Source organism: Cupriavidus sp. GW821-FHT02F09 (assembly GCF_059421605.1).
In genome coordinates, this window is the sequence record NZ_JBWKVH010000019.1 from 25,014 (window position 1) to 40,407 (window position 15,394).

The 15,394-nt window shown below is 69.3% G+C and carries 7 protein-coding genes; 2 read left to right on the forward strand and 5 right to left on the reverse strand.

Going from position 1 to position 15,394, the window contains the following annotated elements:
- The first annotated feature begins 2 nt into the window (after window positions 1–2).
- Entirely contained in the window at window positions 3–2,411 is a 2,409-nt protein-coding gene (locus AC07XB_RS21170) for a hypothetical protein (RefSeq protein WP_492830295.1), read from the forward strand.
- A gap of 68 nt (window positions 2,412–2,479) precedes the next feature.
- On the opposite strand, the gene AC07XB_RS21175 is transcribed toward AC07XB_RS21170, so the two are convergent.
- On the reverse strand, window positions 2,480–4,066 hold the full coding sequence (locus tag AC07XB_RS21175; RefSeq protein ID WP_492830297.1) for an ABC transporter substrate-binding protein: 1,587 nt from the start codon (window positions 4,064–4,066) through the stop codon (window positions 2,480–2,482).
- A gap of 291 nt (window positions 4,067–4,357) precedes the next feature.
- On the opposite strand from AC07XB_RS21175, the gene AC07XB_RS21180 reads away from it, so the two are divergent.
- Complete coding sequence (locus tag AC07XB_RS21180) at window positions 4,358–4,993, forward strand: glutathione S-transferase family protein (protein ID WP_492830299.1); 636 nt, start codon at window positions 4,358–4,360, stop codon at window positions 4,991–4,993.
- Window positions 4,994–5,000: 7 nt separating this feature from the next.
- Here the strand turns inward: AC07XB_RS21180 and AC07XB_RS21185 are convergent, their stop codons facing one another.
- Genes AC07XB_RS21185 through AC07XB_RS21200 form a run of 4 tightly spaced genes read right to left on the reverse strand, consistent with a single transcriptional unit; the run spans window position 5,001 to window position 15,374 of the window.
- Window positions 5,001–6,398 (reverse strand): hypothetical protein, encoded by a 1,398-nt coding sequence (locus AC07XB_RS21185; RefSeq protein ID WP_492374292.1) that lies wholly within the window; start codon window positions 6,396–6,398, stop codon window positions 5,001–5,003.
- Window positions 6,395–12,811 (reverse strand): AAA domain-containing protein, encoded by a 6,417-nt coding sequence (locus tag AC07XB_RS21190; protein WP_492830301.1) that lies wholly within the window; start codon window positions 12,809–12,811, stop codon window positions 6,395–6,397. Before AC07XB_RS21190 ends, AC07XB_RS21185 begins: the two co-directional genes overlap by 4 nt.
- A complete protein-coding gene (locus AC07XB_RS21195) occupies window positions 12,808–13,497 on the reverse strand; it encodes a 4Fe-4S single cluster domain-containing protein (protein ID WP_492374294.1) in 690 nt (229 codons plus the stop codon). The genes AC07XB_RS21190 and AC07XB_RS21195 overlap by 4 nt, the downstream gene beginning before the upstream one ends.
- Complete coding sequence (locus AC07XB_RS21200; RefSeq protein WP_492830303.1) at window positions 13,494–15,374, reverse strand: AAA family ATPase; 1,881 nt, start codon at window positions 15,372–15,374, stop codon at window positions 13,494–13,496. Before AC07XB_RS21200 ends, AC07XB_RS21195 begins: the two co-directional genes overlap by 4 nt.
- Window positions 15,375–15,394: the final 20 nt, after the last annotated feature.

Below are 15,394 nucleotides of genomic sequence, written 5' to 3' on the forward strand. Positions count from 1 at the left end.
CAATGACCGACAAGACAACACTGGCCGCGCGTTACGCCGCGCTGCGCGAGCGCCTGGGCACGCATCACGCGCCCGCCGGCCTGTACGAGAAGAACAAGGCGCTGCCGTTCGCCGGCCGGGTGAGCTGCTCCGTGAGCCGGCTGGAAGCGGGCGAATGGGCCGAGATCATCCTCGACTACGAGGTCGGTGCCTCCGGCGTGGCGGATGGCGCGTGGCTCAAGGCGACGTTCAAGTTCTACTCCGACTGGGCGCTGTTCCAGACCACCGACCCGGGCGGCGCCAATTACATCAGCGCCGAGTACCAGGCCGCGCCGCTTGTGCCTGGCCAGAGCCCCGCGAGCGTGCAATCGCTCAACGTGCGCTTCGAGCAGAAGGGGCATGAGCGCCCGTTCCAGAAAGCGATCATCGTCGATGTGGTCGATGGTTACCTGAATGCCGGCGATCACATCCTGATCCGCCTTGGCGACCGGCGCCGCGGCGGGCCCGGCACGCGCGTGCAGACCTTTATCGAAGACAGCTTTCGCTTCCGGCTCTATGTGGATCCGCTAGGCACTTCGCGCTTCGTGGCGGTGCCGGGCGATGCGGTGATCGATATCCACGCCGGGCAGCCGGCGCAGGTCCTGCTGCAGGCGCCGCGCTTTGCCCGGCCGGGCACGCCGTTGCCGCTCAGGGCTTCGCTGATGGACAGATGGGGCAATATCTGCGCTGCGGCAGGCGGCTCGATACGCCTTGCCGCGTGGCAAGGCTTTGAGCTTGTCCACCAGCGCGATTATCCCGTGCCCCAGGCGGGCTGGGCATCGGTGGGCATCGACGACCTGCCCGCCAGCGCCGGCACGCTTCGCCTGGAAGCTTCCCTGACGGATGCGCCCCGCGTTGCCAAGGGCTCGGCGTGGCTGACGGTCTTCGACGCAGCCGATGCGCCGCGCGCGTTTTACGCCGACTTGCATGTGCATGCGCACGACACGGTCGGCACCAATAGCCCGGCCTACAACGTGGCTTATGCGCGCGACGTGGGCGGCATCGATGTGTTCGGCTACACCGTCAACGATTTCCAGATCACCGATGCCAACTGGCAGCTTGGGCTGGAAGCCGTGGGAACCTTCAACGAGCCCGGCCGCTTTGTCGCTTACCCGGTGCAGGAGTGGTGCGGCAGCTCCACGGCCGGCGGGGATCACAACGTCGTGTTCCTTGGCGACGGCACGCCGGATTTTCCCTACAACGCCCGCGGCGAACACAATCGCACGCTGGTCTGGAACGAGGACATGAAGGGCACGGCGGCCGAGCTGGGGCGCTGGCCGGTCGAGGAGCTATGGGACGCCTATGTCGGCGCGCCCGAGCAGCACCTGATCATGCCGCACGTGGGCGGGCGGCGCTACATCCCGGACTGGCATCATCCCGAGCTCGAACGGCTGGTGGAGATCGCTTCCAGCTGGGGGCATTTCGACTGGCTGTACCGCGATGTGATGGCGCGCGGCTACCAGCTGGGCGTGGCAGCCAGCGGCGACGAGCACCGTGGCCGCCCCGGCGGAGGGCCGCCCGGCGTGCAGGTGTTCGGCGTGCGCGGCGGGCTGACCGGCGTGCTGGCCGAGCGGCTGGACCGGCAGGCGATCGGCCGGGCCCTGCGCGCGCGCCATACCTGGGCCAGCACCGGCGAGCACACGGCGCTGCTGGTGCGCTGCGGCGACTTCGTGCAGGGCGATGCGTTCTCGCTGCCGGCCTCGCATCGCGGCCCGGCCCGGCTCGACTATCGCTTCCTCGGCCAGACCGGCTGGGAGTACCTGGCGGCCTATGATCACAATGGCTTGATCTGGGAGCGCAACCTGCATCGGGAGGCGGGCTTCTCCGAGCGCCTGATCCGCGTGCGCTGGGGCGGCGCGCGGATCCGTGACCGCTATCGCTGGGCCGCCTGGCAAGGTCGCATCCGCATTCTCAATGGCACGATCAACCGCTTCGGCGGCCACGGCTTCGAGCATCAGGAAGAAGCCTGCTGGCGCGAAGGCGCGACCGACATCGGTTTTCGCAGCGATACCTATGGCGATGCGGACAGCGTGGAAATCGACGTGAGCAACCTCGCTGCCGCGCGCATCGTGATCGAAGGGCACATCGACAGCTTCATCAAGGTGGGAGATCCGCTGCAGCGCAACCCCTTCGCCCATGCGCCGGATTTTCGCTGGGAGGTCAGCGGCGCCGAACTGCTCGCCAATGACGGTCTGCGGCTGGAGCTGGGCGGCACGGAACTGTTTATCGCGCTGGAGCGGCTCACCGACAAGGCATTGCCGGTGGACGTGAGCGGCGTGGTCGACGTCGAGCCGGTGAACGGGCCCCATGGCCACCGCCCGGTGTACTTCCATGGCCGGGAACGAGACGACGGCAAGGTGTGGTCGTCGGCTCAGTTCATCACCTTCGCGTGAGGCATGGCGCGCGGCGATGGCGTGACCGGCGCGCTGGCGCGCCGGTCATCGAGGTGACGGGCTAACGCTCAGGAGCCTTTGGTGATGGCGAATGCGTAGGTACGCTCATCCTGGCGCGGCACCACCTTGTACCCCTTCTTCGCCGCCCATACGTTGATCTGGAAATACAGCGGGATCACACCGTAATCCTTGATCCCGATCTCGGTCGCGTCCTGCAGCAACTTCTCGCGCGCGCGATCGTCGATGGTGGTCAGCGCCGTGGCCAGCTTGGCATCCAGCGCCGGATTGCTATAGCGGCCGCGATTGGATGCGCCCCAGCCCTTGGCCGGATCGTAGGTGGCCAGCAGCGACTTCAGCGACGAGCCAGCCTCGCCCGTGTCCGCACCCCAGCCGGCGAGCATGAAGGAGAACTCCAGCTTGTTGGCGCGCGTGAAGAAGGTGGCGGACGGCATGGCTTCAACCCGGGTCTGGATGCCGACGCGCGCGAGCATGGAGGCAATCGCCTGCGCGACTTGTTCGTCGTTGACGTAGCGGTTGTTGGGCGCGTGCAGCGTGAGCGCGAAACCGTCGGGATAGCCCGCGTCCGCCAGCAGCTTCTTGGCGCCTGCGGCGTCGAAGGTGTCAGGCTTGAGGCTCGGCACATGGCCGAACAACGTGGAGTTCACGAGCTGCCCGGTGGGCTCGGCGGCGCCTTCCATCACGCGGTCGACGATGGCCTGGCGCGAGATGGCGTGCGAGATGGCGGCGCGCACGCGCGCATCCTTGAGCGGGTTCCTGGCGAGCGGCTTGCCGGCCTTGTCGGTGACGAAGGGGGTGACGTCGCGGTTGCTGTCCAGGTGCAGGTACATCATGCGGAAGGTCGGCACCTTGAACACGCTCACGCCGGGATCGGCGGAGAGCTTGCGGATATCCGAGGTGGGCACGTTCTCGATGACCTGCACGTCGCCGGCGAGCAGCGCGGCCACGCGCGGCGCGTCGTTGGTGAGGATGCGCAGCGATACGGTGTCCCACTCCGGCTTGTTGCCCCAGTAGCTGTCGTTGCGCGTCAGCTCGATGCGGTCGCCCTTGCGGAAGCTGACGAACTTGTACGGGCCGGTGCCGACCATCGCGCGGCCGCTGTTGAAGTCGTCGCCGCTGGCGTTCTCCGCGACCTTCTTCGACAGCATGTAGATGGTGGAGAGGTCATTGGGCACCAGCGGATAAGGGCCGTGGGTGGTGATGCGCACGGTCAGCTTGTCGACCGCGGTGATGTCCTTGAAGCCCTTGGTGTAGATGGTGTACGGCGACGGGCTGTTCTTGACCGTGGCGGGGCGGTTCAGCGAGTAGACCACGTCGGCCGAGGTGAACTCGCTGCCGTCGTGGAACTTCACGCCGGGGCGCAGCTTGATTTCCCAGGTGGTGTCGTCGACCGGCTTCCACGAGAGCGCCAGCGCGGGCTTGAAGCGCATCTTCTCGTCCTTGGCGATCAGGGCCTCGAACATATGCTCGGCCACGTTCGCGTTGGGCGTGACGTTGTGATAGTGCGGGTCCAGCGAGGTGATGTCCCCCGACATGCCGATGGTGAGGCTGGCAGCAACAGCGGTTGGGGAGAGTGCGGCGCAGGCGAGGCTTGTGGCAAGTGCTGCGGCGCCAAGGGCGCGGCGGATGATCGTCATCGATGGGTCCCTGGTAGGCAAGATGCTGTGCAGGCATTGTCAGGAGATGCAGACATCCATGTCAAGGCGGGCAGACCCGCAGCGCCGGATGCACCGGGGTGAGGCGGCCGCGCACAGCGAGCGTGCGGTTTTGCGCAGTGCTTGCCCTGCCGCGTGGCACAAACTTCCGATTGCCCAACTCTCAAATGTCAACTGTCAGGCCGCAAACCGGCGCAACTGTGCCTGTGCGGCCTGACAGCCCGGCTTTATATTGGAAGCCATTCTCTTTGCGCCACGCGCGCCTCCCCGCCCATGCTGAAGATCCTCGGAAAGGCCTCCTCCATCAATGTCCGCAAGGTGCTCTGGTGCTGCGACGAACTCGGCTTGCCGTTCGTGCGCGAGGACTGGGGTTCGGGCTACCGCGCCACCGATACGGCGGAATTCCTCGCGCTGAATCCGAACGCGATGGTGCCGGTGCTCGATGACGACGGCTTTGTGCTTTGGGAATCGAACACCATCATTCGCTATCTGGCGTCACAGTATGGCGATGGCGATGGCGATGGCGCCATCTACCCGGTTGCGGCGCGCGAGCGCGCGCGGGTGGACCAATGGATGGACTGGCAAGCGACGGAGCTGAACAATGCGTGGCGCTACGCGTTCATGGCACTGGTCAGGCAATCGCCTTTGCATCAGGATGCCGCGGCGCTTGCCGCGTCCGTCGGCGACTGGTCTCGGCATATCGGCATCCTGGAGCGGCAACTGTCAGGTACCGGTGGCTATGTGGCTGGCGATCGCTTCACGCTGGCGGATATCCCGATCGGCCTGTCGGTGAACCGCTGGTACGCCACGCCACAGCCGCATCCAGACTATCCTGCGGTAGCCGCCTATTTCGAGCGGCTTGGCGGCCGGGAGGGTTTCGTGCGCCACGGCCGCAACGGCATTCCCTGACGGGTGGCTACGCGCGTGGCAGCGTGCGCTGCAGCGGCGCAGCCGTCGCGGGGGCAGCCTGCGCGGGATCGTTCTCCAGCGTCGCGACCCGCAATGGCGCGGCGCCCACCGGCAGCGCGCGCTCGATCTCGATGCCTGCGCCACGCTGCGCCACCAGTGCCTGCAAACGGGTGAATTCGCCGCACCAGAGGGTCTCGATATCACGGTCGCGGCTGGTGTCGCGTGTCTCGGAGAAGGCCACGGCGCGCACTTGCAGCCGTGCGCTGTCGCCGGCGCCACCAAGTTCCACGCCATAGCCCGGCGTGGCAGTCTTGCGCAGCGCCACCTTGCCGTGCTCTGCCCATGCGGTCGCCATGCCTTCGCGCACCTCGTAGCCAAGGCTGGCCAGGCCTCCCAGCACGGCCTCGCGGCGGGCGAGCGCGGCTTGACGCTGGAGCAGGGTTTCGAGCATTGCTTCGCCGTGCTCGCATTGCGCACCGATGGTGGCTGCGTCCGCCGCCTGGCGCGCAATGTCGATGATTTTGCGCAGGGCGAGAGCGTCCTGATCCGGGGCGCCGGATCCCAACGTGCCAAGGCTGTCCAGGCGCGCCGCCAGCGTATCCAGGCGCAGCAGGCAGGCGGCACGCACCTGGCGCTCCCGCGCTGCCGCGGCAAGATCCAGCAACAGGCTGTCCAGCAGCATGCTGTGCCGTGCCGATGCCGTCTCGGCCTGGGCGTTGGCTGCGCGCGCGGCGAAGCCGGCGGCGGCGTCGTGGTCATCCAGCGCTTCCAGCATGCCGATGTGACGATCGATCTGGCGCAGGCGCGCATCGGTGGCGCCGGGCTGGCGCGCCTGCCATTGCGACAGCGTTTCGGTGGGCTCGCCAGCCGACAGGGCGTTGGCGAGCGCGCGCTGCGCATCGCTCAGCGCGGCTTGCTCTTCCGGCGGCGCCATCAGGGTGAAGCCGCGTGCAAGCGCAGCCTGCGCTTGCGGGCCATGCAGGGTGCCGTCTTCGATGGCCTGCAGCGCCGTCAGCAAATCCGCTGGCAAAGCCCGTTGCTGACCCCGCTGCTGATCCGCGCGGCGCAATGTGGCGGCGTTCTGCATCAACTGCCGCTGCTGCTGGCGGGCCTGTCCGGCTTGCTCCGCGCAACGCTGCCGGCATGCCTCGAGATCGCCCTGCAGGAAGGCAAGCTCAGCCGCGGCGCCGCGCTGCAGCGCCTCGAACCGATCGGCTTCCAGCAGCGCCTGCAGGCCGGCGCGGCGCTCGCGCGTGGCCGCCAGCGTGGCTTGGTCGAGCTGTCCCAGGCGCTGTCCTTCGTGGCTCCAGTTGGCGATGGCGTGGTCGAGTCGCGCGAGCTGGTCGCGCCCGCGTGCGATGCGCTCTTCCCGGGTGACTACCCGGACTACCTTGGGGCCGCTCATGGCGTCGCTCCTGTCGATGCCGCTTCGGCGGCGGCATGCGTGGCGGTTTCGCCCAGCGCTTCGTCCAGCTGCACCGCCGGGCGCGTGGCGGCTTCGATCGCTGCCTTCAGGCGTGCACGCTCGCTCTCGCCATCGTGGTACCAGCCGTGCGAGGAAACGCGGTGCATACGCGCGATGGCGCGCGCCAGGACCGAAGGGCGCCAGATCTCGCGGGCACGGGCGCGGGCCAGCAGCGCGTGGCGCGGCGCATCGCATTCGATGCCCAGCGCATACAGGCCGGTGCGCGGGTCCTCGATGGCATAGTCCAGCCCGAAGGCGTCGCCTTCGCTGGCCGGCGCGAGCTCCCATCCGAGGCTGCGGACATAGCTGGCTACCGCGGCCTTGAAACCGTCCTGGGGTGCATCGTCGACTTCGCTGCCGGCGCTGCGCGCGCTTTCCGCCCGTTCGCCTTGGAGCCTGCCGAGCAGGCCTTCGCAGGCGGGGAATTCACCGGCGGACAGCGTGCGGGCATACTCAAGATAGCTTTGCAGGAAGTCTCGCGGGATGGCCGGCGCGCGGCGCGTGGACAGCATGTCGGAAATATCGGAGATGGGCATCGAGGTCACCATTACCACCTTGCGGCGTGCCCGCGTGACGGCTACATTCAGGCGGCGCTCGCCGCCCTTCTGGCCGAGCACGCCGAAGTTGCGGCGAAAGCTCCCCTGGCCATTGCGGCCAAAGGTGGTGGAGAACACGATGATGTCGCGCTCGTCGCCCTGCACGTTTTCCACGTTCTTGACGAATACCGCCATGTCCTCGCCGCCTTCGCTGCGTTCGCGTTCCTCGCGGTAGGCGGCGCGGAAATCGCCGTCGCGCGAGGCGCGTGCCTCCAGCACTTCTTCGATCAGGTCGGCCTGCTTGCGGTTGAAGGTGACCACGCCCACCGAGGGCCGCTCGGCGAACGGCGCCTGCCATAGCGTGGCGAGCAGGTCTGCCACCTTCTCGGCTTCAGCGGGGTTGGTCTGGTTCTGGTAGAGGCCGTCCACGCGGATCAGCTCCACGGGCTTGTCCTGCAGGATGCGCGTGCGCGGATGGCGCACCGGCACGCTGAGCCGGCTGCCATAGAACGCAGCGTTGGAAAAGCCGATGAGTTCTCGGTAGGCCGAGCGGTAGTGGATCTGCAGCGTGGCGCTGGGCAAGGTGGTGCGGGCCAGTTGCAGCAGGTCGGGGCAATCCTTGATCTCGCGCCGGTTCCACTCCTCGTCAAAGGCGTCCTGCACGGCCTCGTCGGCGTTTTCGTCAGGGGCCTCGCCGTCGAACAGCTCGGCCTCGTCGCTCTCGATGCGGCTGGAGAAGAAGCTGGTCGGCGGCATCTGCTTCTCATCGCCGCTGACCACCGCGACGCGGCCGCGGAACAGGGTCGGCAACGCGTACTCGATGGGCATCTGCGAGGCTTCGTCGTAGATCACGGTGTCGAAGAGCCCTGCCTTGAGCGGCAGCACGCGGCTAGCCACGTCGGGGTTCATCAGCCACACCGGGCGCAGCGCCATGAGCCCCAGCGGCGCACCCAGCTCGATGAACTCCCGTAGCCTGCGCGCGCGCCGTCCGGTGAGGCGGGTGATGTCCTCCCATTCCTTGAGCGGGCGCACGCGGCTGCGCTCGATGCCATGAACCAGCAGTGCGCGGTTGAGCCGCCGCATCTCGACGTCGGCGGCGGCCAGCGCGCTCACGCGCGCCTCGGTTTCGCCGCGTTCGAGTTGCAGCGCCGGGTGATGCAGCTCAAGTTGCCGCTTCCAGGCGAGGCGCGCCTCCCGGTTGAGCAGGCGCCGCACCTCGGCCTCGAGCGTGTCGGCCGGTATCGCTTCGAGCGCTTGCTGCTTGTCGCGCAGCGTGGCGAACACGGCCAGCGCGTCAGGGCCGAGCTGGCTGGCGCGGCTGCGGAACCGCTGATAGGCCGGCAGCGTGGGCAATGCCGCCGCAAGCGGCGCCGTCAAAGGCGCGCTGTTCTTGTTGCCGCCAATGGCTTCATCACAGGCGGCAATCCAATCCGGCTCGCACCAGCCGGCCAGGCGTTGCAGCGCGGCGTGGCTGAGGCGGCGTGCTTCGCAGCGCGCGAAAGCCGCGTCGAATCCGGCCAGCAAGGCGACCACCGTCTCGCGCCGTCCGCTGGCGAGCGCGGCTTCGACCTGCTCGGCGCGAGGGGCTTGCGCGAGGCGATCGCACATTGCCGCTGCATCGTGCAGGCGGGCCTGCGCGTCGGCGCATAGCGCAGGGAGTGCCGGGCCGGCGTCGGTGGCGGGCGCGGGTAGCGAGAGGTGTTGCAGGATGTCGCGCAGGGCCTGGCGTGGCGCGCGCCATTGCTGTTCCAGCCGCGCTGCCATGGCCAGCGCCGTCAGCCGGCTGGAATCCGTCCCGGCCGCGGCATTGCCGCTGCAGCGTTGCAGCAAGGCCAGTTGCTTGCGCTGGCGCAGCCAGCGCGCCGGGCTAAGGCGGCCAAGCAGGCCGGCGGGCGTCGCCAGTTGCTCGGCGCGTGCGACCGCTGCGGCGAGTTCGCCTGCGTCGAGTGCGGCCAGCGCGGGCGACAGCACGGCATCATGCGCGTCCTGCGGGCAGTCGGCGAGCTGCTGTTGCACCTGCGCGAGCTGCGCCAGCAGTGCGGCGCCGCGAGTGGTCGCGCAAGAGGCCGTGCTGGCCGGCGCTGCGCCCAGCGCACGGAACAGTGGCAGCCAGCGTGCCAGGTCGGCGCGGCGCCCGTCGTCGAGCGCGAGCAACGCGTCGCCGTGGCTGGCGAGCCATGCGCGATGCGGGCCGGGATCTTCGACTTCGAATGCCGCGGGACGGTGCGCGAGCACATCGGCGCGCGCTTGTTCAGTTTGCACCAGGCGCTCGAAGTTCTCGCTGAAATCGGCGAGCGTGGCGCTGTCGGTGGCGAAGGGGCGCAGGCGCGCCAGCGGGCTGCCTTCGAAACGCGCGGGCAGCCAGTGCCGGGCCAGCGGTGCGCAGGCTTCTTCCAGCGCTGCAAGGCTGGCGGTGTCGAGCGGCTCCAGCCTGGCGCGCAGCGCCGGCACGTCCAGCGGTGGCCCGCCTTGTTCCAGCGCCACCAGTTCGCCCAGCAAGGCGCGGTAGCTCAGGCCAATGCGCGCATCGACCTGGTGCAGTGCTTGCTGGTGGCGGTCCAGTTCTCCCTCCAGCGCTTCGATGCGCGCGGCGACGCGCTCGCGTTGCGCGCGCCATGCGGGCGGACCGGCGTCAGGCGTCTTCAACAGCGCCTCGAGCTGCTCGCGCACGCCACGGATCACCGGCTCGCGGTCGCGGTTCACGTCGCTCAACATGACGATGCGCTGCTCCAGTCCTTCGGCAACCAGCCGCTTTCGCACCACGTCGAGCGCGGCCTGCTTCTGGCACACGATCAGCAGGCTGCGCTGGCGGCCGAGCGCATCGGCCACCATATTGACGATGGTCTGGCTCTTGCCGGTTCCGGGCGGGCCTTCGACCAGCAGGCCCGGCGCCTGCCGCGCCTGCAACACTGCCGCTTCCTGCGAGGGATCGCTCGCCACGGTGAAGTAGCGCTCGCGCTCTGGCGGCTGCGTGGCGTCGGTGGCGTCGGCCGCTTCGGTTGCAGCGTCGGCATCCGGCGCGGCAGCATGGCCCGCGCCCAGCCGCAACGCGGTCTCCAGCCCCGTGCCGCCGCCAGGCAGGGTCTTGAGCTGCCGCAGGTCCTCGCCGACCGCCTGGCCCATGAAGGTGACATGGAACAGCACTGCCGCGCACGACAGGGCGTCCTGATAAGGCTGCACCTGCGTGTCGAGTCCGGGCAGGCGCCCCAGCACACGCTCGCTCGCGCTGGCCAGCGTGCCGAAGGCGTCCATCACCTCGCCGGCCTTGAGCGCGGAGCGCCCCAGCAGCTCGTCGGCGGCGTCGCGCCAGCGGCGGCTGGCCTCCATGCCCAGCAGCGCTTCCAGCGCCGGGTTCAGGCGCACCTCTTCGCGCTCGCCGTCGAAGGCCAGCGCTGCCTGGCCCCGGCTGCCGACTTCCAGCAACAGCTTGACCGGCCACAACAGCACTGGCGCGATGCGGGTCTTGGTGTTGCCGCGCGCGTCGCGCGTGAGTAGGAACGGAAAGCCGAGGTAGAGGCCGTCGATGCCGGTATCGCGACGGTAGAGCGTGCTGTGCCGGTACAGGCTCTGCAGGCGCAGCTCCAGCTCGGGGCGCTCGCCGAAGAGGGCGGGGTCCAGCGAGATCGGCTGCGCATTGCGCTGGAGCAAGTGGTCGAGCAACGCGCCGGCGGGACGGCGCGCGCTGTCGAGCTCGCGCAGGTCGATGCGCGCGGTAGTCTTGCCGATGCTCATGCGCACCAGCGGCCCGCGCAGCACGGCGGTGGCCACCTTCTTCTGGAAGAAGTCGAGGATGTCGGCCACGTATTGCTGCTTTTGCGGCGCGAGCCATTGCTCTGGCGGCACCGCCAGCAGCACCAGCGCCTGCGCCAGCGGCAGCCGCCGCTCCAGGCGGAACTGCGCGGCCCAGCCATCGACCGCGGCCACGCTGCTGCGCGCGAAGCCTTCCAGGCGCGCGTCCACCGCCTGCCAGATCACCTGCCGGCCCTGTTCGAGCCAGGCGCGCGCGGTGTTGTCGCTGAACGCGAGCACGTCCTCGCGCCGGGCCAGCGCCGCGGCTTGCTCGACGATCGCATCGATCGAGCGGAACTGGCCGGGCGCGGCGGACAGCAGCACGATCAGGTCTTCCTCGCCAATCAGCCGGCGCTCGGCCAGCGACAGCACGCCGGCATGGCTGCTGTCCGGTAGCAGTCGCCGGCGCGCCTCCCACAGCGCGGCGAGACGCGCGCGCGAGCTCGACAACAAGTGGATGCGCAGGCTGTCCTCGTCAAGCTCGATCTCCAGGCTGCGCGCGCGCTGGCGCACCTGGGCCGCGCGGATCTTGAGGCGGACCAGCCAGTGCTCGTTGTCGAAGCGGGACAGCAGGTCGGGCGCCAGGCCTGCGAGCAGCGCGTAGCCCTGCTGTGGATGCTGCAGCAGCCAGCCCGGCGTGACAATGTCGCCGCGCAGGATCAGCGGCATTTCCGGGTTGAGCAGCTTGAGGGCGAGCATCAGGCGGAAATCGTCTTCCAGGCCCTCGTTGCGCGCCACTTCGCGCAGGCCGGACAGGCGCTGCGCGGGCAGCGCGGCATCCTGCGCCCAGGTCACGATGACGCCGCGCCGCAGGTGGTCGCCGGCCTGGTCCCAGTTGCCGGCTTCCGCGGCGGCGAGTGCAAGCTGCGCCGGGCTGCGGTAGCGCCGGCCGCCCAGTTCGATGGCGCTGGCGGCGCTGCTGTCGTGCTCGGTGGCCTGCTCGCTGCTGTCGGCGGGGGTATCGACTGCCTCGCCATGCAGCCATGCCTGCACCTGCGGCCATTGCCAGCGCTGATTGCGGTCTCGCGCCAGCAGGCCGCGCAGCAGCAGGCGCAATTCGGGATCGAGGTCATCGGGCAGCGCCACACCGTTGGCCAGCACGTGGATCAGGAAGGCCTGCGGATGGATGTCCGCGAAGCAGGCGCCGCCGGTGACCTGCTCCAGCAGGATCATGCCCAGGCTCCACCAGTCGGAGGCGGCCGCGACGCCGCCGGCGATGGCTTCGGGCGCCATATAGCGCGAGGTCTCCAGCGGCGAGACGATGTCGAGGTCGAAGTCCGACAGCCGCGCCGAGCCGAAGCCGCTGACCACCAGGTCGAGCGGCTCGCGCTGGCGCACCAGCAGCGTGCCGGGGCGCAGGTCGCGGTGGCGCAGCCCGGCTTCCGAGAACACATGCAGCGCCTCGCCAAGCTCGCGCACGATATGGCGAATCCGCTCGAGGTCGCCGGCGACGATGCCAAGGTCGGCCAGCGTGCCGCCGCTGAGTTCCTCGGCCACTTCATAGGCACGCTCCTGCCAGCGCCCGGTGGCAAGGATCTCTGGCACGTGAGCGCGCGGCAGGCGTTGCAGCAGCGCGTAGACGGCCGGGTCGGGCTCGGCGCCGGCGCGGTAGAGCGTCAGCACGGCGTGGCGTTGCGTATCGACCTGCTGCGCGGCATATCGCTCGCGCACGCCGTCGGTGCTGGCGATGCGGTGCAGCAGGCGCCAGCCGGCGATGACGTTGGCTTCGGCGTTGGCTTCGGCGTTGGCGTTCAGCACATCGCCTGCCGGATCGGCTCCGCATTGCAGGCAGATCAGGTCGTCGGCGGCCATCGGGTGGCCATTGAGGCAGTGGCCTGGCACCACGCCGGACGCCTGCTGCGCGGCGGCAGGCGTAGCGGTGGTTGCCGTTGCCGCGGGGCGCCAGCCCGGCGCATGGATCGCTTCGCCAGACAGGTCCCAGCCGCAGGGCGCGTGGCCGAACAAGCCTTCACAGAAGATCTCCGCCAGTGAACGTTCGGTCTGGCAGTTGGGGCAAAAACGCATCATGGCTGGGAGTATCCGTTGGGTTCGGGCCGCCTGGCGGCGCGGTCCTCGGTGATGGTGATGGTGTGGCCCTGGGCCTGCAGCAGCGCGCGCAGCCGCCCGAGGTCGCCGCGCCGGGGGATGCCGGCCAGCCACACGGTACCGTCGTCGTCGAACATCAGGTCGAGCGCGCGATCGTGTGCGGCCAGCGGGCGCTCGAAGGCGCCGAAGCGCGCGCGGCCAAGCGGGGTGAGCAGGTGCAGGCGCTGGTTGTCGCTGCCGCGCAGCGCCAGCGTCTGCGGCGCGCGCAGCGCGAACGGGTCGGATATCAGCGCGTCGATCAGGCCGTCGGCGCGCGCCAGCACGGGTGCCAGCGCCTCGATGGGATGGCCGCTGTAGACCAGGATGTCGAGCGGGCAGGCCGCGCGCAGCGCATGCAGCAGCGCCATCAGGCCCTCCGGCTGCTCGAACGGCTCGCCGCCCGAGATGGTGACGCCCTCGGCCTGTGCCAGCCAGGGTGCCAGCGTCGCCATCAACGTTGTCACGCTCACGCTGCGCCCGCTACCGGCCTGCCAGGTGTCTGCCGAGATGCAGCCGGGGCAGCGGATCGAGCAGCCTTGCAGCCAGATGCCGACGCGCTGCCCTGGGCCGAGCGTCGTGACGGGGAAATGCAAGCGCGACAAATCCAGCGCTGCCTCGGCGCCGCTCACAGGCGTTGCAGGCTGAGCTGCGTGAAGGCGCCGGTTGTCAGGCCGGCGATCTCGAAGCGCTCGCCCGGCTGCGCGTCCTGGTCGAACAGCGCGCGCGCCAGCGGGTTTAGCAGGTGGGCTTCGACCTGGTTGCGGATGCCGCGCCCGCCGTTGGTGAGATCGGCCAGGCAGCGCTCGCGCAGCGCTTGCAATGCACCGGCGGCCAGCCTCAGGTGCAGGTCCTGGCGCGCCAGGTCGGCCAGCACGTTGTCCACCATCTGCGTGAAGATCTGCGCGGCGATATCGGCGCGGATGAAATCGAACACGATCACGTTCTCGCCGATGCGGTTGAGGATCTCCGGGCGATTCAGCTCCAGCTTGAAGTAGCGCTCGATCTCGCTGCGCACCTTGGCCTGTACCGCCTCGAAGGGCTCGGCCGGGTTGACGTTGGCCACCCGCTGGCCATCTGCGCCGGTGCGGTAGATGCCCAGGTTGGAGGTGAACACGATCAGCGCCTCGGAGAAATACACGCGGTCGCCGCGCCCCGAGGTCAGCACGCCGTCGTCCAGGATCTGCAGGAACTTGTCGAGGATGCGCGGATGGGCCTTCTCGATCTCGTCGAACAGCACCACCGCAAAGGGCTTTTCGCGGATCGCGTTGGTCAGCTCGCCGCCCACGTCATAGCCGACGTAGCCGGGCGGCGCGCCGATCAGGCGCTGGTCGGCGTGCTCGGCGCTGAACTCGGACATGTCGAAGCGGATGTAGGCGCTCTCGTCGCCGAACAGCAGGCTGGTGATGGTCTTGGCCAGCTCGGTCTTGCCCACGCCGGTGGGCCCGGCCAGGAAGGCCACGCCGCGCGGCCGTCCGCCGCGCCGCCCGCCGCCCACGCCGGTCATGGCGCGCTTGACGATATCGAGCATGTGCGTGGCCGCGTGGCCCTGGCCCTTGACCCGGCGGCTAATGAATTCGCTCGCGCCGCGGATGCGGTTGCGATCGATCTTCAGCCAGGGGTCCTCGGTGACGCCCACCTTGTAGCGGCGCACCGCGTCGGTCACCTGGGCCAGCGGCACGCCTTCTACGCGCGCCAGTTGCGCGATGGCGTTCAGATCGAGCAGCAGCATGCCCTCGGTGTCATCGACGAAAGCCTGCTGCGCCTGCTGGATGGCCTGCGCATCGGCGTCCTGCGCGCCCGCCAGGCCGCGCAGCAGCGCCGGTGCCAGCGCGCGGCGGGCGTGGTGATCGGGCTTGGCCACTGGGATATGGCGCAGGCGCGGGTTGCCCACCAGCAGCCAGTCGGGGAGGTCGCCTTCCTTGTCGACCACCCACAGGATGCTGTTGAAGAAGGGCTTGCGCGCCGTGCCGGCCGGGCGCGAGCGGACCTGGTGCGACAGCACCAGCGCGCGGGTGAACAACTGGTGTTCGGCGGGGCTGGGGTTGTCTGCGCGCGTGAGCAGCCGCGAAGCGAAATCCACAATCAGCGCCAGCGGCTCGCCGGGGTGCGCGGCGAAGCGCTCCAGCGTGGCGCCGAGCAGGTCGATGCCGGCATTGGCGCGGCCTTCGCTCACGGTCAGGCCGAATTGCTGCAGGATGGCCTCGGCCGGTTTGCTGTCTTCGCCGGGCGCGCACAGCGCCTGGAAGCCTGCTATCGGGTCGTAGAGAAAAACATGGGCGTAGCCCGCTTCGCGCAGGGCGCCATGCATGGCTAACGCGAAGGACTGCGGCGCGATGACGCCGGGCGCCACCTCGCAGGCCTGCAGGTCGCGTACGCTGCCCGACAGCACGAATTGGCTCTTGAGCGGCAGGAAGCGCAGCAGGTCGCGCAGCCAGCGCGGGCGGGTGAAGGCGGGGGCAGCGGCGGCTGCAGCCGCTGAAGCGTTTGCGGGTTCGGTACCGGACATGGGCGGGCTCGGGAAGATCC

What these genes read in the sequence shown, in the direction of transcription:
- AC07XB_RS21200 (WP_492830303.1), bottom strand. Translation starts at nt 15,374, where the DNA reads ATGTCCGGTACCGAACCCGCAAACGCTTCAGCGGCTGCAGCCGCCGCT.
- AC07XB_RS21185 (WP_492374292.1), bottom strand. Translation starts at nt 6,398, where the DNA reads ATGAGCGGCCCCAAGGTAGTCCGGGTAGTCACCCGGGAAGAGCGCATC.
- AC07XB_RS21180 (WP_492830299.1), top strand. Translation starts at nt 4,358, where the DNA reads ATGCTGAAGATCCTCGGAAAGGCCTCCTCCATCAATGTCCGCAAGGTG.
- AC07XB_RS21175 (WP_492830297.1), bottom strand. Translation starts at nt 4,066, where the DNA reads ATGACGATCATCCGCCGCGCCCTTGGCGCCGCAGCACTTGCCACAAGC.
- AC07XB_RS21170 (WP_492830295.1), top strand. Translation starts at nt 3, where the DNA reads ATGACCGACAAGACAACACTGGCCGCGCGTTACGCCGCGCTGCGCGAG.
- AC07XB_RS21190 (WP_492830301.1), bottom strand. Translation starts at nt 12,811, where the DNA reads ATGATGCGTTTTTGCCCCAACTGCCAGACCGAACGTTCACTGGCGGAG.